Below are 22,028 nucleotides of genomic sequence, written 5' to 3' on the forward strand. Positions count from 1 at the left end.
AGCAATAAAATCATGGATAAACACAGTATTGGGCTCAATGCCGGTATTATTTGGCGGATATTGAGCGACAACGTTCAAAGAACGTATGACGAATTGAAAAAAGAAAGTGGACTTTCGGAACGAGATCTAAATGCCGCCATCGGGTGGCTGGCCCGTGAGGATAAAATCGAATTCGAGCCTCTGCCCGAGAAAGATGGAGTCGCTTTTATCATTCACTTCAACAACTACTTTTAGTTATGAACCAGATAAAATGTATAGGCGTGTTGACATCTGGGGGCGATGCTCCCGGTATGAACGCTGCAATCCGTGCCGTGACGCGCACGGCCATCTATTATGGATTTTCAGTAAAAGGCATCAAGCACGGGTATCGAGGACTGGTGACGAATGATATCATCGATTTGAAATCGCAAAGCGTCAGCAACATCATCCAACAAGGAGGCACGATGCTGAAAACCGCCCGTTGCAAGGAGTTCATGACACCTGAAGGGCGCAAGCAGGCTTACGACAACATGCAGGCGACCGGCATCGACGCATTGGTCGTCATCGGCGGCGATGGCTCGATTGCCGGAGCACAAGACCTTGCAAACGAATACAACGTCCCGATCGTTGCGTTGCCGGGGACCATCGACAACGACCTCAGCGGCACGGACGCAACAATCGGCTATGATACAGCACTCAACACGATCATGGAGGCGGTAGACCGGCTACGCGATACGGCAACGAGCCATGAACGCCTCTTCTTTGTGGAAGTCATGGGACATACGGCCGGTTATCTCGCACTCAACGGAGCCATCGCATCGGGAGCCGAAGCGGCCATCATTCCTGAAATGGAGACTGAAGTAGACCAGTTAGCCGAACTCATTAACAACGGGTTCCGCAAGAGCAAGAACTCGGCAATCGTATTGGTTGCGGAGAATCCGCAGACGGGCGGAGCGCTCGGACTGGCCGAACGTGTCAAAAAAGAGTTCCCGCAATATGATGCCCGCGTGACGATTTTGGGACACCTCCAACGGGGAGGGTCACCTACATCATTGGATCGAATTCTTGCATCGCGTCTGGGGGAATCAGCCGTCAAAGCGCTGATGGAGGGACAACGCAACGTGATGATCGGAGTAAGAAATAGCCAAATCGTCTATGTGCCCTTCTCAAAAGCCATCAAGCACGACAAGGGCATCAATCGTGATTATGTCGAACTGGTACGAATGCTGTCGATATGATTTTTGAACTCAATATGGAATAATTGGCAAATTGAGATAACATGAATAAGAAGGAATTAATCCGTACCGTTTCCCGGGAACTCACACCATCCGTGTCGCAAGACAAAGTCGCTTTAGTTCTTAACAAAACGGTTGAGATAATCAAGCATACACTTGATACGGGAGAACCTGTAAAATGGGCCGGATTCGGTTCTTTCGTCATAAAGGACATTCCGTCGAAACGGCTTTATTCGCCTTCATTGAAAAAGTATATCGTAACCGAAGGGGTACGGAAAATCGTTTTTGTGGAACCTCGCAGGAAAAAATAAGTTTATAGGATTCATTTATGAAGCGACCTCGGTATTGTCTGTGCCGGGGTCGCTTTTGCTATAACCGTTTCCGGCTGCCGTACCGCTATTCTTTGATGTAACTCTAACAGCATCAAAGAATGAAACTGCTTCTCAGACGCAAATACAAGGCGGAAAACTATACCATCGGCGACCTGTCAATCGACGGGCGTTTCTTTTGCCACACCATCGAAGACAAAATCCGTGAACTGCCTACCCGATGTCCCGATACGCCGTCGGGACGCTCATGCCGCTGCAAGGAGAAAGTGTATGCCCACACGGCGATTCCGGCAGGCACCTACAAGGTGACGATGGAATACAGTACGCGGTTCAAGCGGGTGCTGCCGTACCTGCATGACGTGCCGCATTTCTTAGGTATTCTGATTCACAGCGGCAATACGGAGGAGGATTCCGCCGGGTGTATCATTGTGGGGAAAAACACGGTCAAGGGCAAGGTCACCGAATCGCGCAAGACATCGGACGCACTGAATGTCCGGCTTGCCAAGGCTTCCGACATTGAAATCGAAATTGTGGAAGCATGGCGTTGAAGAAACTGAAGGCTCCCGAAAGTCTGAAAATCGACTTTTGCCCGTCGCCCAAGCAATACGAACTCTGGAAACTGCTCCAGCCCGAATGTCCGTTGTGCGGCGGCGAGGTGGAACAGATGCTTATCGGGTACGACGCCAACCACAATCCACGCTACAAACCTTACTGCAAGCGTTGCAATAACCAAAACATTCCGCAGTTGGTTTTGGGCGGCGGAGCTGCGGGCGGTGGTAAGTCGTTCGTATCCAGCGTATGGCTTGTGAGCAGTTGCATCCGCTTCCCGGATATCCGTGCCGTAGTGGCCCGAAAGACGCTGAAAAGCCTGAAAGAATCGACGTGGAACACCATCCGCATGGTCATCAAGCAGTGGGGATTGGTGGAAGACGAACACTACCACATCAACAATGTGGCCGGTACGCTGCGGTTCTGGAACGATTCGGTCATCATCATGCTCGATTTGGCCGATCAGCCGTCCGACCCCAACTTCGAGCGGTTCGGTTCGATGGAGGCGACGATTGCCGCCTGCGACGAGGTGTCAGAGGTCAGCCAGAAGGCCATCGAGGTGTTGTTCTCGCGTTTGCGCTGGAAGACCCACGAAACCTTCAAGGTCTCGAAAATGCTGCTCACGACAAACCCCACGACCAACTGGATACGGGGACGGTTCGTGCAGGACGACAACGGCGACCGGGTGACGCTCCGTGAGGGCGAAGCCTACGTGCCGTTCTCGGTGTTCGACAATCCCGACATTGCTTTCCGCCAGACCTACGAAGCCGCCTTGAATAAAATCAGCGACCAGGCGACGAAAGAGCGGTTGCTTTACGGCAATTGGGACTTCGTGGAGGCCAACGACATGGCTATCTACAACCGATTCGATGGAGCCGTGCATTTGATCACGGGGCTGAAAGAGCGGGTGTACGACCCGACTCGGCCGCTGATTACCGTGTGGGATTTCAATGTGGCTCCGCACATGAGTGTGCTGCTTGCCCAAATCGACTACGACACGCGGAAAGTTTACATTCTGGAAGAGGTATTGGGCACGGCTGCCGCCAAAGAGAACAACACACCGGCATTGGCCCGCCGAATAAAAAAGAAACTGCTTTTGGATAAACAGATAGGCGGTGTGGACGTAACGGGCGACCCGGCAGGATTGCAACGTTCCACAGCGTCCGAGGACGGTATCAACAACTTTACGGTCATCTCGGAAATGCTCGGACAAGGAGTGCTGCATCCCCGCGTGAAGCTACTCAAGAAACAGCCTCCCCAGATTACGCGGTGCGAGTTCGTCAATGAACTATTTGACGGTTACAACGGCTGGGAGCTGCGCATCGACCTGCGCTGCCGCAAACTGACGGAAGACCTGATATACCAGACGAAAAACGAGGACGGCACCAAGTCCAAGCAGAAGGTGACCGACCCGAAAACCGGTGTGAAATACGAGAAGTACGGCCACCTGTCCGACTGCCTGGACTATCTGCTCTGCTACTACCTGCGGGATAGCTGGCACAAGTACAAAAACGGCAATGCGGGAAACTACCAAGTGGTATCGACAGCAATGCTTCACGAAGGATTCAACTATTAAAGAAAAAGACGATACATGTACAGAAGATTTCTTAATAACGAAGACTATTTGGGCATCATCACGCAAGAGGCCCTTTCGCAGATGACCAGAGGGAACAGCGACCGGTTTATCCAGGCGGAGGAGTCGGCCGAGATGAGCATCGTGGAGTATCTGTCGGAGAATTACGAAATCGAGCGGGAACTCGGCAAGGGTAAGTATATTGCGGAATACGACCGTCGGATTACGTTTCCCGTGGGAGCGCATATCTACCATGAGGGGACGATTTGCGAGGTTATCCGCTCCATAAGCGGTTATAAAATGCCGGCGGTGAAAACCTACTGGCAGGAGCATGTGGATATCAATTTGGACACGAGCACCGTCGAGCGTTATTCACAGTTCGGCACCTATTATCCGAATGACCTTGTGCTGTACAACGATGCGGTGTATATCTGTACGGCCGAGAACGGGTACAAGTTCGGTGAGATCCGCATTCCGATGGTCGAGGGCTGGTTAGAGGCGGAATATACTTTGTGGCAGCCGATAAACTACCAGCTGTGGGATGTGGTGGAGTTCGAAGGAGCGTTCTATACGCTGATGAGCATGGACGGATTCGACAATAACGTCACGCCGATGGAATCCGACTGCTGGGGAGCCATTGCGGACTACGATCCCGCCTATAACGACTATGAGTTTTCGGAACACGAATATGTGGTGTACGAGGGGCGTGTGTTCTATCCCGGAACGGATGTCAATGCCGACCTGCCGCAGCGGGGAGTGAATCTCACGCCGCATGACCCGCGCAATTACAACTTGAAGAAACACATGGTGCGGCTGGCGTTGTACGAACTGACGAAACTTATCGCCCCGAACAATGTGAGCGTGGTCAGAATGCGGGATTACGAGGATTCGATGAAATGGCTTGCGGACGCGGCGCGGTTGCGGTTGAATCCGCAGATTCCCCGAAAAGTGGCGGAGGACAACAAGCCTGTGACGGACTGGCAGCTCGCCACGTTCCAGACGGACTACGACCCGTGGAAAAATCCGTGGATGACGTGATTTTTTGTTCTGTTCAAGTCGTTTTGCATATATCTGAATGCAGTATATTAGTAATCAGATATTTAATTGGTTTACGGTTCACGAAAAGACTATAAGTAAACTTCTGCATCTGATTGCGGAAGTGTTAATTATCAGCGGTTTATTACACGATTTTTCATTATATTTGCGTTTGCTAAAAGAAATCTATAACTTAAAAATATCGAGCATTATGACAAAAGCTGAAATCGTTGCAGAGATTGCAAAGCAGACGGGAGTGGAAAAGACGGTAGTAATGAATGTCGTGGAGGCGTTTATGGAGAGTGTGAAGGGGTCGATGATTGCGGGGAATGAGGTGTTTCTGCGCGGATTCGGCAGCTTCATCATCAAGAAAAGGGCCGAGAAGGTAGCCCGTAATATCTCGAAGAACACAACGATTACGATTCCTGCGCATAACATTCCTGCGTTCAAGCCGGCCAAGACTTTCCTGGCTGCCGTGAGGGAAACTAAATAACAGGACCGATGGCCGTAGTCAGAGAGCGAATTATCCTCCGAAAAGGACGCCGCAGCGGTGAAAAGATGCCGCACCGAATTGACATCAAGGAACTGGCAGAGGGCGATTCTCTGCTTGTCGAAATTGTCATCGACAAGAAAAATGACTCGGTGCACCGATGTCTGTTCAAGCCTGAACAGCTTGCCGGGCGACGCAGTGTCACTTTTCGGGTCAGCGGCGAGCAGGTGTATTGGTTGTCCGGATTACAGCCGAAACCGTTGCTGAAACAGCAGGCGGACAAACTTGTTCCGGACGTCGAACATGTGAAAGAGGAAGAGCCTAAAAAGCGTGGCGGTAAAGCGGGTCCCCGAGAACGCAAGGTGCTGGTATTCGATGAAGAGGGAAAGCTGGAGGCCGTGATGCGCTCTCTGAAGGATGTGGCATCCATGACCAATCTGCGGGAGAAGGCTATCGACAAGCTCTGCAAAACCAAACGGGTTTCGACGGAGACGGGCTATTCGTTCCGATACTGGTGGAAAGTGCTCGGATTCGATATTACGGATTTTACGTTGACAGCCTCGCAGTATGACGAGTTGTGCAAGCGTAAATCAGACTAAAAAAATGAAAGGCGTGGGATGGTTTATTTCACGCCTTTTTTGTCGGCAGGCTTTTGTTCTGTATCCGGGATGCAAACGAATGCCGTGTCAGAGAAAGTAACTTCGGCGGCTTCATTGGGGGCTAAAATGCCTTCGGCCACGAGTTGCTGCATGATTTCCCGGGCTTGCTGTTCACGGGGAGAACTATTACCGGGAACAGGTTCCGATTGCGGAGCGGACGGGTGTTTCTGATTCTTGTCCATTGCCTTGTAAGGGTGGCTGTTGCCCCTACAGACCGGTTATGTTCATATACGAAAAGCGTGGGACATCAGCTTGCCGTAATCGAGGTTCTGGTAAACCCTACACATAACAAGTAACGCCCACGCATAACGTGAGCATTCAGTCTTGTTATCCCATGTGTAGTGAATTTACCAGATTCCGATTTACGGGATAAAAGCCAAACGCTTTCCAATATTTTTCTTAAAACACTGCAAAGATAGCGATTATTTGCCGTGTTTGCATAAAGAAGCCGCAAGAACTTATGAAAATACCTCATTTATCAGTTCTTACGGTTCGTTTTCCGATGCCCGAAAACTATATATATTACTGTACTTTGTACAAGGCAATCAGCCGGCCGTTTTGCATATCGGCGATGAATGTACCGTTGGAGAGAGTGCATTCGTGGATGTGCGTATCTTCGGGGTCGGATTGAAGGAGGGATTGCCGGACTGTTTCGTCGATTACCTGCATGGCGACGCCTTGTACGGTTGCGGTGGTGGCATCGACAGGTAGCGACATAAGCTGTTCCAAGAGCGATTTTTCCATTGACCTGAATGTTGAGACCTTATGTCCCTCTCAGGTCGGTTATACATGCGAAAAGCGTGGGACATTACACTTGTCGCAACACAGGCTCTGGTAAACCTTCTCCCGCAACAGATAATGCCCACGCATAACGCGGGCGTCTATCTATTTGCATTGCGGGAGATCGAAATTTACCAGACTTCGTGTTGCAAAGCAAAAGCTAAACGCTTTCTAAATATCTTAAATCTTCTGCAAAGATAGGTATTCTGCCTAAAATAACGGGAAGGAATACTCTCTTTTTGTATTTTTGTGATTGAATCCTTGAAATATGTGACTTATGAGTAATAATATTATTAGTCTTGAATTAGAACAAATAAAAAGAGAAAGGGAAAAAGCTCATGATGATATGATGTGGGGGAAACCGGCAAATGATATTATCACGGGTATTAGTAAGAATGACAATATACGTCCAGCTCGTGCCATTTGGGAAATGGTACAGAATGCTCGTGATGTTGCGAAAAAAGGTGGTGCAGAAATACTTTTTGTAAGGCAGAAAGATAATTTTATATTTCAACACGATGGAATTCCCTTTGACAACCATACAATAGAAGCATTATGCCTCCAAACCAGTTCTAAAACAAGAAATGATATAATTCAAATCGGACAATATGGAACAGGTTTCCTAACTACTCATAAATTGGGCTTATCATTTGAGTTGACAGGAACTATAAAATTATCTCAAAATAAAGATTATTACTATTGTTTCCAAAATATCCTTTTCGACCGATCTCCCAAGGATAAAGAGCAAATGATAAAGAATTTGAAGGAACTAAATAGTGAGATTGAGTCTTGGGGAAACTCCTGGGATCAGATTATTGACTCTCCAAACAATCAAACTATTTTCAAATATTTACATAAATACCCTATTGAGCAAGAAAATGCAAATGAAGCCTTACATTCATCTGTTCATCTGGCTCCTTATGTCCTTGCTCTCAACAAAAGAATTAAATCAATCTTATTTCGGGATGTAATAGATAATACTTCTGATTCATACATTCGGGGAAACGATACGCTTATCGATACGTTTGAAGATATTGAACTTATATGTGTGGATATACAACAAAACTCTTACCGCAATAATACAAGGAATGATACGGTCATCAAAATTTATTTATTGAGAAATTTGACAGCAGAGACTGAAACTGAAAACGGGACAGAAAGTAATGCGATCGTGATACTTCCGATACATGAAGATGAGGATGGGAATTTACGGGTCTTTCTTTGGGACCCCAATGTTCCAAATCTGTTTCTTTATTTACCTTTATTAGGTACGGAAAACTGGGGATTCAATTTTATACTGCATTCGTCATGTTTCACATGTGATAATGACAATCGAGATAGTTTGAGATTCGTTGGTAACGGTCAAAACAATGATGATCAAGCAGAATCCAATAAACAGCTTGTGGAGTTATCCAATTCCATGATTGTACGATTTATCAACAGATGGTTGGCAAAACTGAAAGATGTTAAGTATTTGGCGAAAGCAAACTTTCCAATTAAGCATCCAAATGCGAAACTTGCCGAATATTATCAACAATTAGAAAATTACTGGGTTAAGTTCTTTGAGTCGTTGAATCTTGTACAAGTTGGTTCAGGTTTGACAATGCCTCAGTGCATCCATATACTCCACAGCGAATTATCTTCAGCAGCCCAAAACGATACAAATTTATTAGACGCTCTGTTTTATTTCATGACAGAAATGTATGGAGTAGGATCAATTCCAGTAAAAGAAGATTTGTTGTATTGGAGTGAAACCATACAAGATTGGTATCCAGATCAACCTACAGATCGTTTCGCTAATATAGAGAGTTTGGTTGGTTATATCAAGGGAATGCACATTACAAAGGAAAACCTTGATTATCTCTATACTTTTGATTGTTTCTTGGTAACATCTAAACATGAGCAATGTTTTAGTAGGCATGAACTAATTCCCAACGTGGATTGTAATTTACACTTACGAGAGGATCTCGTTTGCCCAGAAGCATTCAATGAGATTTTAGTAAATATCATGCGAGAACTTATTCCGGATGAAGTCAGCCGCTTTATTCATCCGCAGTTTAAGAATTTATTCAGGTTTGAGGAGTTTGGTAACGCAAAAGTTAAAGAATGTCTTGCCAACTATATAGGAAAGTTGAGAGATAGTCAAGATGCGATGCGGACGAGTTTAAAGAAATCTATTATCAATAAAAATGAGTATCTAATAGAAGATTTTCAAACGACCGTTTTTTCGCATTCAACAGTAAGTGCGCTGATGGAGTTATTACATGCAGTTGTCGAAAATAACAGTACAGCATTCGAAGCTCGCATTTTACCGTTATTGGACGAATATTATAATTATACTACAACAAACGATGTCAAACTAAATAAGAACGTTTATGATTGTAGAACTTTCTATCGCCCTCTAATTGCAAATGCACTCTATGAAATGAGCTTGTCTGACATTGCCATTAATCAATTCAAATCCCATTTGAAATTTATTGAATTGATATATGGCTTTGATGACATGTGCAGCACTTTACAATATTATAGAATTTATCCAAACCAAATAGGCGTCTATTGTTATGCAGAGATGCTCCAAAAAGAAGATTCGGATATGCCTGCGCGTTTGAAAGACCTCTATGATATTATTGTTAGAGATACAACCATTGATAATAGCAGTAGTGTTAAACATGAACTTGTAAATGCTTCCTATGCGCCATATTTCATTGGAACTAAGATGTTGCAACCCGAACATTTGGCAAATGAAATAGTCAAGCGTATATATGAACGTACTTCATACAATATAAGCAATTATTCCCATCAGAAGTCAGTGATTGAAATCATTGAACAGTTGGAAGATCCTCTATGGAGAAATTGGTTCTCTGAATTGGACAACGTCAAATCCAATATTATGATGTCTGTCATCCAAGATCAAGATAAAAAGCGTCACTTATTCCGGATTATGCAAGTTGAAGATAAAAATACATTAAATACAATAGCTGGTTTAGTTGATGAAAAGAATCTTTCCCGCATTATTGAACTTGGTCGAAAGGCTCTAATAAACGAACAAAACGAAACAGCGGATTGGACCTATAAAAAAATGTTAGGAGAATATGTTGAAACGAGTCTTCTTGAAATACTAAAAGAAACTTTATCAGACAAGGAACTCCATGTAAAATCAGAAAATGTGCAAGGTGGTCAAGACTTTATCATATATATAAATAATAAGCCATTTTACTATATTGAGGTTAAATCACGTTGGGTAACATCTGATTCAGTAATGATGAGTGCATCTCAATTAAAAAGATCAATCGAAGAGAAAGAACGATATGCCTTGTTTGCAGTTGATATGACTGACTTTAATCATACTAATGTAGAGTTACACGAATATCCTGCCATGAAAGAAAGTTTAGAGCGGATAAACGTGATATCCAATATAGGACATCTAACTCAACATTTGAAAAGAATAGTTGAAAATCCAGATGATGAAGTTCATATCGGAGGTGATTACAAAGCGATAGTTCCTCAATCTCTTATAAAAAAACATAAAAAAGAATTTAAGTCCTTTATTGCAGAGTTAAGCGAAAAAATAGCGAGTTGTTTATAATTTTATGCACCCCCAACTAATAAATAACTTTTGGTCGGGGTATGCGCCTATGTATTACTTATATCCCCCAACTATCGTAACGGGCGTTCATGCGCTGGCGCAGTTCTTCCTGCTTGGTGTTCTTGTAGTAGTGTTTCTCGATGGTTCGGGCGCTGTTGCCGGCCATTTCAGCGACGTGGGTAATTGGAGTGCCCGCATCAAGCTCGCTGGAAATGAATGTGCCTCGTGCCGTGTACCACGTCATTTTCTCGTCGATTCCCAGAATCTCGCAAACCTTGTCCAGCGTTTCGCTGACGAGGGTTGAGAAGCTGTTACGACGTCCCATCTTCTGTTTGTCGGTTACGTGTTTCTCGGTATAGACCGGGAAGACGTAGTTGCCGATGCCCTTGCCTCTGTATTTTTCCAGAATTACGATGAGACGGTCGATAAGCAGGGGCTTGGCCAGCTTGGGGAATTTGGTACGTTCATAGACAATCATGCCTTCCTTTTCGTTAATCATGTCCCATGTCAGATTGACGACATCGACATTGGCCATACCGCCACTATAAAAGCTGAATAGGAAAAGGTCGAGGCAGAGTTGCTCCTGCTCGGAAAAGAGGCTGCGGTCCATGAACTCCATCCGCCGGATGATATTCGGATTGACGGCTTTGGACTCGAACTGTCCCCATGCCATCTTTTCCGTAGCCGCCTCGAAGATTGCTGGGTTGGCTCCGTACATGTGGAGTTCGTCCTTGGCATAGTTTACCAAAGCACGGAAGATGCGAAGGAACTGGCGCAAGCCGGCACGGTTCCCGTTTTCGATGCCGCGCCGTTCCAGATAGACGATGTATTCCAATAGGAATTTCTGGGTAATGTCGGTGAAGTAAAAGCGGGACAGGTCTTTGTTGTACTGCTTCTGGGTGAAGGCCGAAAGCGAAGTGCGGAGCTGCTTGTACATGCCGGCGGTGCCGATGCTCTTGACGAGTTTGCCGTTCTTGAATTTTTCGTGGTTCTCGAAGTATTCGATTCTGGCGTTGATGAGCTGGAGAACGGTCAGCACTTTCGATTCCTGCTTTGCTTTTTCCTCTTCTTTGGGTTTGAAGCAATCGGCCCATTGCAGCACGGAGAAGTTACGTCCGTCCTTTTCCCACCGTTCGGCGATGGACATGTACTTCTCTTTGAGTTCAAGCAACAGCTGGTTTTTCTTGAGGTACTCGCTGGAGGCAGATTCAAAACTCTGGGTTTCGTTGTTCCAGCATTTGTAAGCTCCGGTGATGCTGACGACCCGGGGAATGCGGGTGTAACCGGTCTTGTAGAAAATCATTTCCAGTTTGACCATCTTAGGGTCCTGGGGGTCTTTGCGACCTTTGAATGTGATCGAACAATACATATCGTTAATTTTTTAGTGGCTCATGTATTCCTGCCGGTTCCCTACATGGGAACCTACATAAGAATAGAACTATCCACCGTATTCGGGTGGGAACGGAAGTAATCCGTTACCCGACGAATCAATTAACTTGTTGATATGTAGTTGTTTTAGTCTATGCGGATTTTGACTTTATTGGAGTTGGAAAATCTAGCAGATATCTGATTTTTTCCTTGTATCGGTTAAGCCTGTGATTAACTTCTATCTGTCTGTTACTCATAGCTTTGTTATAAAGTCCCCGAACGGGACATCCCACACACCTGGCAGCCCTGTATACACTGACCCGCGAGATATATCCTGCATCTGATTTACGTTTCTCTTCCCGGATGAAAGACAGATGCTGACCCATAGGACAGACGTAATAATTTCCTTTCGGGTTATAGAACAGATTCTGCACGAGAAAGGCATTCTTCTTGTACCCGCGTTTTTGCTCCTGATGGAACATATTGTACTTGACGTAAGGAATGAGGTTGTGGTCAAACAGGTATTCATAGTTCTGCTCACTGCCGTAGCCCGAGTCGGCAACCATCACTCTGCTTTGTCTGCCGTAACGTTTTTCAAAACTCTCCAGGAAAGGGATAAGCGTAAGCGTATCGGTAGGCCAGTGATAAACGGCATAGTTGGTAATCCCTCAGACGGCTGTCATACTTTTCTATGCTTCCACGCCATACAAAGGTGTATTTATTGGCAGCCGACTCGATTTTGGTACCATCGATGTATTGAACTTCAAGGGAGACAAAACCCTCCGAGTGAAGAAGTTCTACCACCCGCGTGAAGATATCATCAAAAGAATCCTTCAAGCGTTTACCACGGAAATAATTAATCGTCCGGAAGTCAGGACGTCCTCCACCCGATAACCACATGTAATGAATGTGTTCATGAAGCTGACGCTCGATTTTACGCGAAGAGTATATATTGTTCAGATAAGCATAAATCAATACTTTCAACATCATACGGGGATGAAAACAACTATTACCACCTCCTTTATAACTCGCGAGCACTTTACCCACATCGAGACGGTCCACGATATTGTTCAGCACACGAACAGGATGAGTTGCAGGGATTAATTCATCAAGACTCGGGGGTAATAACTGTAATTGACCCTGATTATCGGATTTAAATGCTATCTTTGCCATCGGTATCAGATTGTTTATTAATTGGTTATGCAAAACAAATATAATAAATCTATCTGAAATTACAAAGGTTTTCTTCCTGATTTTCAGATTGAAAGCCTTATTTTTTGCAAAAAAGAACTGTCTAAAACTTGTTAGACAGTCCCTTTTTGTATAATCTTCCTTGCATGTGTTGTGGGATTCTCCGTGCTTTACAGAACCATACGCTACCCTTGCTTAACCTCAAAGACGTAGCATGAACGTATCATGGACGTATCATGGACGTAGCATGAACGTAAATTTGCGTTTATGATGTGTTTATGCTATGTAAATATAGCCTCTTTGAGGGTAGGCAAGGGGGAAGAACGGGGCGTGCAACAACTTTGCAAGTGTAAGGTTATTTTTTCAGTAACCGATAATACTCGTGCAAGAAATTGGGGGTGAATATGGAGGTGTTGTCAGGATTCTCGATTTCTTCGCGAGTCCAGAAACGTCCTTCGTCAACTTCTTCGTTATGGATGTTTATGGCGTCGTGTGCGGTACAGAGGAACGAGAACACGAGTTCGCATTCACGGGGACTTTCCCACACGTAAGAACCGAGGAACCGGGCTTTGAATTTAGTGATTCCCAGTTCTTCCTGTGTTTCCCGTTTTAAGGCATCTTCAATTTTCTCCCCGAACCCGACATGTCCGCCGACTGCCGTATCCCACATACCCGGCAGGAAGTCTTTTTTCATGCTTCGTTTTTGCAGGTAGATATCTCCTTGTTTATTCATGATGTGGAGATGGACTACCGGGTGGAGGAGCATGGAACCGGAGTGTACACTGCGGCGGGTGGCTTTTCCGACAACTTCCCCTTTCTCGTTGACCACGGGCAACCATTCGTCGTCACGTGCCGCTTTGGCTAGAAGACGATTTTTGACAAAGAAGGTCAGGAAGAATAAGGCGAGCAGGATGTATAATAACGGTCCTTCTATAAAACCGTGTACTTCTTCATTACAGAGAAAGGCAGAAGCGAAAGCGACAGCCGTGTGAATGACAAGCAGATAGAATAACAATCCGAGCATCCTGTGCATGGCTTGTTGCTGTTCCGGGGTGATTTGTAAGGTGTTCCGGTATGATTCGGGCAATGTCTTCGTCATGTCGGCTTTCGTGAAAGCGAAAACGCCTAACAATACACACATGGCGGCTTCCACGATGGTTTGTTGTATTCTTTCAAAAGATGTTCCTTCCAATAACACGGCGATTACTCCCAAAGCGATGAAAAATAGGGTATTGGCGAGAGTCGTTTTGTTTATTCTCTTTTCTTTTATCCACGAGTAGAAAAATTCTCCGGCACCAAGTATGATGACGGCAATCAAACCGATTCGCGGGCCAAAAAATTCTTCGGCTATGAAATACAGGATAATCAGTACAAAAGAGGGGAGAAGGGAACGCATAACAATTGAAAATTGAGGATTGAAAATTGAAAATGATAGGGAGTTGCAGGTTACAAGTTAGAGGCTTTGCCTGTACTTGTAACCTGCTAACTTGTGACTATCTGATTTCAGCGTTGAAGAGGTGTTTGTAAGTTCCCATCAACTTGTTCATGATCTTGTCGATCTGTTTGTCGGTGAGCGTCTTTTCCTCGTCAAGCAGGGTGAAACTTACGGCATATGATTTCTTGTCGGCACCTAGTTTTTCGCCCTCGTAAACGTCGAATAAGGTGACGGATTTCAAGAAAGATTTTTCCGTGCGGAAAGCGGTATCCTTGATTTCTTTGAATGTCACTTTCTTGTCCAGTAAAAGGGCAAGGTCACGTTTCACGGAAGGGAATTTCGGTAGCGGCACGAAAGTGACCGTTTGGTTTTTGATCGCTTTCAATATATTTTCCCACGAGAATTCAGCGTAATAGACTTCTTGGCTTACATCCGTTTTCTTCAAGGGTGTTTTGCTCACGATACCCATGGAAACAATATGTTTGTCACCTGCCTTGTAAGTCAATCCTTCGCGGAAGATATCCCGGTCGCTTGCCTCTATTTTCAAGTTATCGGGTTGCAACCCGAGCCGGTTCAATATCATTTCGCAATAGGCTTTCAGGTAGAAGAAGTCTGTTTTGGCTTCTTTGGCGTTCCATGTCGTGATATTTTTATTACCCGTGATGAAAAGAGAAAGCATATTTTCTTCTTTGTATTGCTTTTGAGGATCGTCGGTACCTTCTTTCTTGTGGAAGGTATACGCTTTCCCGAACTCGAACAATTTCAAATTGTGGTTCTTCCGGTTGATGTTGTACGCTACGTTTTCCAACCCGGAGAATAACAGGGATTGGCGCATGGCTCCTAAATCGGCGCTGAGCGGGTTGAACAGCATGACCGTCCGTGTCGGGTCGAAGGAGGTGAGGTCCTCGTAATAGCTGGCTTTGGTCAACGAGTTGTTCATTACTTCGTTGAATCCGTTGGCGGCTAACAGGTCGGAAATGATATTTTTCAATTGGTAATCATCCGGTTTTTCGCTGTAACTTAACGTGGACTTCACGCTATTGGGTACTTCCACGTTATTGAAGCCGTAGATGCGAAGAATGTCCTCGATCACGTCGGCTTCCCGTTTCACGTCCACGCGGTAGGGGGGGACATGTAATAACATACCCTCTTCGTCTTCTTTCACGATCTTCATCTCGAGAGAACGAAGGATGTTTTTGATGGCGGAGTGATCTATTTTTTTACCGATCAGACGGTCGATATGGTCGAATTTCACGGTCACCTCGAAATCTTCCACGGGTGTCGGGTAGATGTCTATCACGTCGGATGTGATTTTTCCGCCCGCTACTTCTTTGATCATCATGGCTGCCAGTTTCAAGGCATAAATCACGATATTCGGGTCTGTTCCCCGTTCGTAACGGAAAGATGCATCCGTGTTCAAGCCGTGGCGACGAGCCGTTTTGCGAACGAATACCGGATCGAAACAAGCACTTTCAAGGAATACGTTCGTCGTGGTTTCCGAGATGCCGCTTTCCTGTCCCCCGAATACTCCGGCAATACACATGGGAGCCTCGCTGTTGCAGATCATCAGATCGTCCTCGTGCAATTCTCTTTCCACGCCGTCCAGTGTGGTGAACTTCGTGCCTTTGGCAACACTTTTGACAATCACTTCATCTCCTTTTACTTTATCTTTGTCGAAAGCGTGCAGGGGTTGTCCCAGACCGAACAGGATATAGTTTGTCACGTCCACGATGTTGCTGATGGGATGCAACCCGATCGCTTTCATCCGGTTCTGTAACCATTCGGGAGAGGGTTTTACTTGAACGCCTTCAATGCAGATTCCGGCATACCGACGGCAGGCTTCCGGTCTTTCCAGACGTACCGATATCTTGGCTCCCGTGCTGTCCGGCTTGAAGCCTTCCACGGAAGGAAGCGCGTACCGTATGTCTTGTGTCTGTTGCAGGTAGGCTGCCAAATCCCGGGCTACACCGAGGTGTGAGGCTCCGTCGATACGGTTCGGGGTGATATCCACCTCGATAACGGTATCCCGGTAAACGTTGAAATAATCTGCCGCGGGTATCCCGACAGGGGTGTCTTCCGGCAATACCATGATTCCGTCATGCGATTCGCCGATACCTATTTCATCCTCCGCGCAGATCATTCCGTTAGAGGCAACTCCTCTGATTTTTGATTTCTTTATCACGAACTCTTCGTCACCTTTGTAGAGGGTTGTACCGACAGTAGCTACTACTACTTTTTGTCCGGCAGCGACGTTGGGTGCACCGCACACGATTTGCTCCGGTTCTCCCGTTCCGAGGTCAACCGTGGTCACGTGCAAGTGGTCAGAATCAGGGTGTTCTTCACAAGTCAGTACTTTACCGATAACCAGCCCTTTTAATCCTCCTTTCACGGCCTCAAACTCCTCGTAGCCGCCTACTTCAAGTCCGATACTTGTCAGTATTTTGCAAATCTCTTCAGTGCTTTGGTCTATCTTCAAATAGTCTTTCAACCAGTTCAGTGATACGTTCATGTTTTAATTTTAGATTTTAGGTTTATGATTTTAGATTGAACTCCCTCTATCCATTTTAGATTTAATGATTGTAGATTTTAGATTTCTCCCCACTTGCCAACACTTCTTTTATTTCAAATTCTACACTCTTAATTTCTAATCACTGTCTTTGACTAGTGCCACTAGCTCCTCCTCTGTTTATAGAGGAGGTGTCAGCTTTGCTGACGGAGGAGTTCATTTTCAATTCTCCATTTTCCATTTTCAATTGATATCTAGCATTCTCTGGATCGGTAACCACGCTCTCTGCCTTAAATCTTCGGGGAGGCGTACCTCGTGTTGTTCTTTTTCAAGGGCGTCGAGGACTTTTTCAAGGGTTACTTTTTTCATTTGTCCGCAGATTGCGGTTGGATGAATGGGGATAAATTCTTTCGTGGGGTTATCCGCCTGTAACTTATGAATGGTTTCCAATTCGGTTGCGATGATAAATTGTTGCTTCGGTGATTCCTTGGCGTGTTTGATGATTCCTGCCGTGGAATACATGAAAGCTCTGGGATGATTCAATACGCGATCGTCGTGTGAACAACTGGATTCCGGGTGTATCAACGCGTCGGCATCCGGGTATTGTTCCAGTTTATCCAATATCATTTGGGCATCGATACGGTCATGCACGCAGCAATCGCCATTCCAGATTTCCATTTCCCGTCCCGTTACCTTTTGGATGTAAGCACCGAGGTTTTTATCGGGAACAAACAGAATCTTTTTGTCTTTCGGCAGGCTTTGTACGACTTTCAAGGCGTTGGATGAAGTACAGCAGTAATCCGTGTACGCTTTCACCTCGGCGGTCGTGTTCACGTAGCTGACGATAAGACCGTCCGGGTTTGCCTTTTTCCATTCCCGCAAGTCGTACCCGCTGACGCCTTCTGCCAGAGAGCAACCGGCTCCTTCTGCCGGAATCAGTACTTTTTTGTTCGGGGAGATGATGGAAGCGGTTTCAGCCATAAAATGAACCCCGCAGAAAACGATAATATCGGCATCCGTTTCTCCTGCCATGCGGGAGAGTCCCAGTGAATCACCCAAATAATCGGCAACGTCTTGAACTTCCGGGCGGGTATAATAGTGCGCCAGAATAATAGCGTTTTTTTCCTTCTTCAACTGTTGTATCCTATCGACAATTTCCTTGTGTGTCATAACCGTGTATTAGTTCATTTTGATGTTCATGCTAATGTCCATTGCCGTGACCGAGTGTGTCAACGCTCCCACGCTGATGTAATCTACCCCGGTGGCGGCAACTTCTTTCAGACGGGGGATGCTCATGTTTCCCGATGCTTCGGTTTTGGCTCTGCCCGCGATGAGTTTTACCGCTTCGGTCATCGCTTCGTTGCTCATGTTGTCGAGCATGATGATATCGGATCCCGCGTCAAGTGCCTGTTGTACTTCTTCCAAAGTAGTGGTTTCCACTTCCAGTTTGATGCTGAGAGGGAGATGGGCACGCGCTTCTTTCACGGCGTTGGGGATACCTCCGGCAATCTTGATATGGTTGTCTTTCAACATAATCATATCGTATAATCCCATCCGGTGGTTGGAGCCTCCGCCGTGGTGTACAGCCATTTTATCCAGCACTCTCAATCCCGGTGCGGTTTTACGGGTATCTAACAAGCGGGTACGCGTTCCTGCCAGTTCTTTCATGTAACGGGCTGTTTCCGTGGCAATACCGGACATCCGTTGCAAGATGTTCAACGATAATCGCTCGCCTAACAAGAGTGTACGATAGCTTGCTTCGATTCGTAGGATGATATCTCCTTTTTTCACGGCGGTTCCGTCGTTTACTAACGGTTCCCACACGATATCTTTTTCAAATTTCTCGAATACTCGTTTAGCGATTTCCAACCCGGAGATAACTCCGTCGGCTTTTGCCTTCATCTCGGCAACTGCTTTTGCCTGCACGGGAATGATTGCATTGGTCGTGATGTCCCCCGTGGCGATATCCTCTTCAATGGCGAGGTCGATTAGTCTTTCTATTAGCGAGTCGTACATAACCTGTTGAATTTTAGATTTTAGATTTTAAATTTTAGATTCCAGCCGCACGGAACCGGTCATTTTCAATTGTACTGGTAATGTCCTGATTTCCTTTTCCTTTTGTTGAATGATGTGACATACAAAAGCATCTTCCGGGTTCGGGTAGTCGGAGCGGAAATGTCCGCCTCGGCTTTCTTCGCGGAAGAGGGCGGAACGGATAATTAATTCCGCCACGGTGAGCAGGTTTTTACTAACCAGTGAATAATATTCGTTTGCTTCAAAATTTTCTTTTGCTTTTAATGCTTCCAGACGGTTCAAGCCTTCCTGTAATCCGCTTTTGTTTCGGATGATTCCGGCTTCCTGTGTCATGATGTCGGCGACTTCTGTTTTAAGTTGCAGGTAAGCGTCGAGTTTTCGCGCATCCAGACGGAATCGGGGAGTGATCTCCGGAACCGGGGCTTCCCGTCTGTTCCGCACGGAATCTTCCACGGCACGTTTACCGTATACCAGACATTCTATGAGTGAATTGGATGCCAGTCGGTTGGCTCCCATGATGCCGGATGAAGCGAGTTCCCCGCACACGTAAAGGTGGGGGATATTTGTCCGCCCGTTCAAGTCGGTTCTGACACCTCCCACGGTATAGTGGGCGGCAGGTGCGACTGGTATGCGGTCAGTCATGTCGATGCCTAGTTCCGCGCACTTTTCAAATATATTCGGGAAGCGTTTCTTTATCTTTTCCGGATCGAGATGTTTCAATGACAGGTAAACGTAGTCCTGATTGTTCTGTTTCATTTGTAGGAATATGGATTGCGCCACGATATCCCGCGGGGCAAGTTCGGCAAGCTCGTGTTTCCCTACCATAAAGCGTTCGCCCTGTTGATTCAACAGGTGGGCACCTTCTCCCCGGACAGCCTCGCTGACCAGATAAGCCTCTCCCGAGGGCGTGTAGATAGCGGAGGGGTGGAATTGGATAAATTCCATATCCGCGATTTCGCATCCTGCCTCGAACGTGAGAGCCAGTCCGTCACCGATCGTGGTGTGGGGATTGGTCGTGCGTTTGTATATAGCGGAGGTCCCACCGGAAGTGAGTAACACGTTGTGTCCCGTGAATACCTCTTCCCGGTTCTCGTTAAAATCCCAGCATCTGACGCCGTAGCACCCGTGCTCGTCTTGTAGTAGGGCGATAACAGCGTGATTGTCGAATACTTCCACCGAGGGACAATGTTCCACTTTGTCAATCACGAAATTGGTAATCATCCTCCCGGTCGCGTCCCCGCCGGCGTGTAGTATCCTTTTTTGGTGGTGTCCGCCTTCCAGACCGAGTGCAAGTTCCCCGTTCTCCGTGTCGAAGTGCATACCGTCGTTAATCAATTCCTGTATGCGAACGGGTCCTTCGTTTACTAAAACATGAACGGCAGGATAGTCGCACAAACCTCTTCCTGCCGTGATCGTATCTTGGAAGTGAAACAACGGGGCATCATCTTCTCCGGTAACGGCAGCAATTCCACCTTGGGCAAAATAAGAATTACTTTCCCTGATATTGGATTTGGTTAACAATGCTACTTTCCCGTAAGCTGACGCACGATAGGCCGTATAAAGACCTGCTAAACCACTTCCGACAATAATATAATCGTAACTACGCATTTTTTTGTCATGTAAATTGATGCGAAAGTAGTAATATTTTTTATCTAAACCAATAAAAAGTAAGGTCATAAGGTTCATAAAGTTTATAAAGTTCATAAAGTGAGGGATGTCCTTTGAAAAGGGGGGAGCGGTAACATGAGTTGCCGTGGACAAAAGACTCGCGGGGTACGGTGAACTTTATGGATGAGGCGTTGATTAGCGAATGTCGGTAAACGACTTGGAAAACTTCTCGCCGTAGGCATTGAGGTATTCTTTCGTGAACTTCTCGTAACTTTTCTTGGCAAGGGAGTGTTTGCCTAGGGCAGCGTAAGCGTTTACCCGTAATTGGAGCGCGTATTCGTTAAGTTGATCGCAAAGGGAGATCGAATCGGCTATCTGTAATGCCAGATCGGGTTCTGTCTGAATATTCACGGAAGTTTCCGTGTAACTCACGAGGGTATCGATAATGTAATCCGATACGGTCGATTTGTAGCGGTCTAGCCACTCGTAATCCGTGTCGAACAAGAAGGCGCCTTGCTTGGATAGTTGCAGCAGTTTCAGAATATCTTCCCGGGCGGTTAATTTACCTTTTGCCGACAAGGAGAGATAATCGTAATAGTCCGTGTATATCTGTTCCGGGGCAAGGTTGAGAATCCAACTTCCGGTTTTATTGCTGACCTCGTTTTCCCCGAGGGTATCCAGTAGGCTTCGTAATTTGCCGATGTTCACCGCCCGGTTGTTTTTGGCGCTCTGTTCGGTCTTGTCGAACCATAGTAATTCTTTCAATCGCTCGGAGGTGATGCCTTTTTCCGGTGTATGTATCAATAACAACAAGAAAAGTTCTTTCAACAAGGGGGTGAATTTCTTCGTGATATTGTTTCCTTCGGCATCGTAGATATGAAAGCCGCCGAACAGGTAAACGGCGTTTACCGTTTGGGGTATGTGTACCGGAGATTCGTTGTTGGCGATTGTAACTTCATTTTCCAGCCGGGATGCTGAAGCGGATTGTTTCCGGCGCAAAAGCCTTTTACGCAATTGTACACCGCCGAACACGAGTAAGTCCACGATAAGTATAAAGATAAACCAATACCAGAAAGTAGCGGAGAATTGTTTGTCCGTGGTTTCGATAAAATGAATATTGCTGATCTGTAATGCCGGTTTTCCGTCCCGGTCGAGTACTTTCTCTTTGTCGGCGATAAAAGCAAATTTATACCCCGCCTTGGGATCGAACCCGAGGTTGTTGATCGTGTATAATGTATCGCCGATTTGAATCGTAAATTCTTTTTTCTGTTGGAACAAGGTCAGCTTTACCTTAAATTCCGGGTTCGGAGAGGAAGAGGGGATAGGCAACTTTCTTAGGTTCTCTCTGGAATACACGATTAATTGTTGTAATTCCCCTTTCCGGTAATCCAGAAAAAGGTTATAATACTCGTTTTCGTTCGAGTTGATTTGTAGCAACGGGCCGAAATAAGTTTGTTGGTGTGCTTGTAGAGTAATATCGAAATCAATCTGTAATCGTTTCTTCAAGTAGATGTACCGGTTTTTGTCAGAAGGTACCGTGTCATTTTTTTCTGTGTTATTGTAATCCGATTGCGCGAATAGCTTCCCGGTCGGAAAAACTGACATCATGAACATGAAACTCACGATTATAAGGTGTCGCAAGCTAAAGTGAAAGGTTGTATGTTTTCCGGT

The 22,028-nt window shown here is 45.9% G+C and carries 20 protein-coding genes and 1 pseudogene; 10 read left to right on the forward strand and 11 right to left on the reverse strand.

Features of this window, described 5'->3' with window-relative positions:
• Positions 1–12 precede the first annotated feature (12 nt).
• The 8 genes from ACK8P8_RS02080 to ACK8P8_RS02115 all read left to right on the forward strand — a co-directional run bounded on the left by ACK8P8_RS02080 (position 13) and on the right by ACK8P8_RS02115 (position 5,789).
• The gene (locus ACK8P8_RS02080) at positions 13–234 is read left to right on the forward strand and encodes a winged helix-turn-helix domain-containing protein (RefSeq protein WP_306449787.1); all 222 of its coding nucleotides are present in this window, start codon (positions 13–15) and stop codon (positions 232–234) included.
• 2 nt (positions 235–236) lie between these two features.
• Positions 237–1,217, forward strand: coding sequence for a 6-phosphofructokinase (gene pfkA, locus ACK8P8_RS02085; protein ID WP_410025492.1), 981 nt, complete (start codon positions 237–239; stop codon positions 1,215–1,217).
• Positions 1,218–1,258: 41 nt separating this feature from the next.
• Positions 1,259–1,525: an HU family DNA-binding protein gene (locus ACK8P8_RS02090; protein ID WP_410025493.1), complete on the forward strand. Its 267-nt coding sequence runs from the start codon at positions 1,259–1,261 to the stop codon at positions 1,523–1,525.
• 119 nt (positions 1,526–1,644) lie between these two features.
• Entirely contained in the window at positions 1,645–2,091 is a 447-nt protein-coding gene (locus ACK8P8_RS02095; protein WP_410025494.1) for a DUF5675 family protein, read from the forward strand.
• Positions 2,082–3,668 (forward strand): phage terminase large subunit, encoded by a 1,587-nt coding sequence (locus ACK8P8_RS02100; protein ID WP_410025496.1) that lies wholly within the window; start codon positions 2,082–2,084, stop codon positions 3,666–3,668. Before ACK8P8_RS02095 ends, ACK8P8_RS02100 begins: the two co-directional genes overlap by 10 nt.
• 15 nt (positions 3,669–3,683) lie before the next feature.
• Entirely contained in the window at positions 3,684–4,703 is a 1,020-nt protein-coding gene (locus tag ACK8P8_RS02105) for a hypothetical protein (RefSeq protein WP_410025497.1), read from the forward strand.
• 208 nt (positions 4,704–4,911) lie between these two features.
• Entirely contained in the window at positions 4,912–5,193 is a 282-nt protein-coding gene (locus tag ACK8P8_RS02110) for an HU family DNA-binding protein (protein WP_410025538.1), read from the forward strand.
• A gap of 65 nt (positions 5,194–5,258) precedes the next feature.
• Positions 5,259–5,789: a hypothetical protein gene (locus tag ACK8P8_RS02115; RefSeq protein ID WP_410025498.1), complete on the forward strand. Its 531-nt coding sequence runs from the start codon at positions 5,259–5,261 to the stop codon at positions 5,787–5,789.
• 23 nt (positions 5,790–5,812) lie between these two features.
• On the opposite strand, the gene ACK8P8_RS02120 is transcribed toward ACK8P8_RS02115, so the two are convergent.
• Positions 5,813–6,031, reverse strand: coding sequence for a hypothetical protein (locus tag ACK8P8_RS02120; protein WP_410025499.1), 219 nt, complete (start codon positions 6,029–6,031; stop codon positions 5,813–5,815).
• A gap of 253 nt (positions 6,032–6,284) precedes the next feature.
• Between ACK8P8_RS02120 and ACK8P8_RS02125 the strand changes: the two genes are divergently transcribed.
• Positions 6,285–6,560 (forward strand): hypothetical protein, encoded by a 276-nt coding sequence (locus ACK8P8_RS02125; protein ID WP_410025500.1) that lies wholly within the window; start codon positions 6,285–6,287, stop codon positions 6,558–6,560.
• Positions 6,561–6,906: 346 nt separating this feature from the next.
• Positions 6,907–10,215, forward strand: coding sequence for a sacsin N-terminal ATP-binding-like domain-containing protein (locus tag ACK8P8_RS02130; protein ID WP_410025501.1), 3,309 nt, complete (start codon positions 6,907–6,909; stop codon positions 10,213–10,215).
• A gap of 58 nt (positions 10,216–10,273) precedes the next feature.
• On the opposite strand, the gene ACK8P8_RS02135 is transcribed toward ACK8P8_RS02130, so the two are convergent.
• From ACK8P8_RS02135 to ACK8P8_RS02180, 10 genes and pseudogenes are all read right to left on the reverse strand, one after another.
• Positions 10,274–11,584 (reverse strand): phage integrase SAM-like domain-containing protein, encoded by a 1,311-nt coding sequence (locus tag ACK8P8_RS02135; RefSeq protein ID WP_410025502.1) that lies wholly within the window; start codon positions 11,582–11,584, stop codon positions 10,274–10,276.
• Positions 11,585–11,735: 151 nt separating this feature from the next.
• Entirely contained in the window at positions 11,736–12,149 is a 414-nt protein-coding gene (locus tag ACK8P8_RS02140; RefSeq protein ID WP_410025504.1) for a transposase, read from the reverse strand.
• 28 nt (positions 12,150–12,177) lie between these two features.
• Entirely contained in the window at positions 12,178–12,756 is a 579-nt protein-coding gene (locus ACK8P8_RS02145; protein WP_410025505.1) for a transposase, read from the reverse strand.
• A gap of 373 nt (positions 12,757–13,129) precedes the next feature.
• On the reverse strand, positions 13,130–13,666 hold the full coding sequence (locus tag ACK8P8_RS02150) for an NUDIX hydrolase (protein ID WP_369860162.1): 537 nt from the start codon (positions 13,664–13,666) through the stop codon (positions 13,130–13,132).
• Positions 13,667–14,170: pseudogene (locus tag ACK8P8_RS02155) on the reverse strand (septation protein IspZ); the annotation flags it as partial. It abuts the gene before it with no gap.
• A gap of 97 nt (positions 14,171–14,267) precedes the next feature.
• Positions 14,268–16,718 carry a phenylalanine--tRNA ligase subunit beta gene (gene pheT, locus ACK8P8_RS02160; RefSeq protein ID WP_186975651.1) on the reverse strand — a complete coding sequence of 817 codons (2,451 nt, stop codon included), beginning with the start codon at positions 16,716–16,718 and terminating at the stop codon, positions 14,268–14,270.
• A gap of 240 nt (positions 16,719–16,958) precedes the next feature.
• The gene (nadA, locus tag ACK8P8_RS02165) at positions 16,959–17,885 is read right to left on the reverse strand and encodes a quinolinate synthase NadA (protein WP_099292690.1); all 927 of its coding nucleotides are present in this window, start codon (positions 17,883–17,885) and stop codon (positions 16,959–16,961) included.
• A 9-nt stretch (positions 17,886–17,894) separates the two neighbouring features.
• Entirely contained in the window at positions 17,895–18,731 is an 837-nt protein-coding gene (nadC, locus tag ACK8P8_RS02170) for a carboxylating nicotinate-nucleotide diphosphorylase (RefSeq protein ID WP_369860050.1), read from the reverse strand.
• A gap of 27 nt (positions 18,732–18,758) precedes the next feature.
• The gene (gene nadB / locus ACK8P8_RS02175; RefSeq protein WP_369860051.1) at positions 18,759–20,357 is read right to left on the reverse strand and encodes an L-aspartate oxidase; all 1,599 of its coding nucleotides are present in this window, start codon (positions 20,355–20,357) and stop codon (positions 18,759–18,761) included.
• Positions 20,358–20,552: 195 nt separating this feature from the next.
• Positions 20,553–21,965, reverse strand: coding sequence for an AfsR/SARP family transcriptional regulator (locus ACK8P8_RS02180; RefSeq protein WP_369860052.1), 1,413 nt, complete (start codon positions 21,963–21,965; stop codon positions 20,553–20,555).
• Positions 21,966–22,028 lie beyond the last annotated feature (63 nt).

Origin of the sequence: Butyricimonas muris (assembly GCF_046365375.1) — a bacterium.
GTDB lineage: Bacteria > Bacteroidota > Bacteroidia > Bacteroidales > Marinifilaceae > Butyricimonas > Butyricimonas muris.

What these genes read in the sequence shown, in the direction of transcription:
- ACK8P8_RS02080 (WP_306449787.1), top strand. Translation starts at nt 13, where the DNA reads ATGGATAAACACAGTATTGGGCTCAATGCCGGTATTATTTGGCGGATA.
- nadB (WP_369860051.1), bottom strand. Translation starts at nt 20,357, where the DNA reads ATGCGTAGTTACGATTATATTATTGTCGGAAGTGGTTTAGCAGGTCTT.
- ACK8P8_RS02135 (WP_410025502.1), bottom strand. Translation starts at nt 11,584, where the DNA reads ATGTATTGTTCGATCACATTCAAAGGTCGCAAAGACCCCCAGGACCCT.
- ACK8P8_RS02115 (WP_410025498.1), top strand. Translation starts at nt 5,259, where the DNA reads ATGCCGCACCGAATTGACATCAAGGAACTGGCAGAGGGCGATTCTCTG.
- ACK8P8_RS02110 (WP_410025538.1), top strand. Translation starts at nt 4,912, where the DNA reads ATGACAAAAGCTGAAATCGTTGCAGAGATTGCAAAGCAGACGGGAGTG.
- nadA (WP_099292690.1), bottom strand. Translation starts at nt 17,885, where the DNA reads ATGACACACAAGGAAATTGTCGATAGGATACAACAGTTGAAGAAGGAA.
- ACK8P8_RS02180 (WP_369860052.1), bottom strand. Translation starts at nt 21,965, where the DNA reads ATGATGTCAGTTTTTCCGACCGGGAAGCTATTCGCGCAATCGGATTAC.
- ACK8P8_RS02090 (WP_410025493.1), top strand. Translation starts at nt 1,259, where the DNA reads ATGAATAAGAAGGAATTAATCCGTACCGTTTCCCGGGAACTCACACCA.
- pheT (WP_186975651.1), bottom strand. Translation starts at nt 16,718, where the DNA reads ATGAACGTATCACTGAACTGGTTGAAAGACTATTTGAAGATAGACCAA.
- nadC (WP_369860050.1), bottom strand. Translation starts at nt 18,731, where the DNA reads ATGTACGACTCGCTAATAGAAAGACTAATCGACCTCGCCATTGAAGAG.
- ACK8P8_RS02130 (WP_410025501.1), top strand. Translation starts at nt 6,907, where the DNA reads ATGAGTAATAATATTATTAGTCTTGAATTAGAACAAATAAAAAGAGAA.
- ACK8P8_RS02140 (WP_410025504.1), bottom strand. Translation starts at nt 12,149, where the DNA reads ATGGTTGCCGACTCGGGCTACGGCAGTGAGCAGAACTATGAATACCTG.
- ACK8P8_RS02095 (WP_410025494.1), top strand. Translation starts at nt 1,645, where the DNA reads ATGAAACTGCTTCTCAGACGCAAATACAAGGCGGAAAACTATACCATC.
- pfkA (WP_410025492.1), top strand. Translation starts at nt 237, where the DNA reads ATGAACCAGATAAAATGTATAGGCGTGTTGACATCTGGGGGCGATGCT.
- ACK8P8_RS02100 (WP_410025496.1), top strand. Translation starts at nt 2,082, where the DNA reads ATGGCGTTGAAGAAACTGAAGGCTCCCGAAAGTCTGAAAATCGACTTT.
- ACK8P8_RS02120 (WP_410025499.1), bottom strand. Translation starts at nt 6,031, where the DNA reads ATGGACAAGAATCAGAAACACCCGTCCGCTCCGCAATCGGAACCTGTT.
- ACK8P8_RS02105 (WP_410025497.1), top strand. Translation starts at nt 3,684, where the DNA reads ATGTACAGAAGATTTCTTAATAACGAAGACTATTTGGGCATCATCACG.
- ACK8P8_RS02145 (WP_410025505.1), bottom strand. Translation starts at nt 12,756, where the DNA reads ATGGCAAAGATAGCATTTAAATCCGATAATCAGGGTCAATTACAGTTA.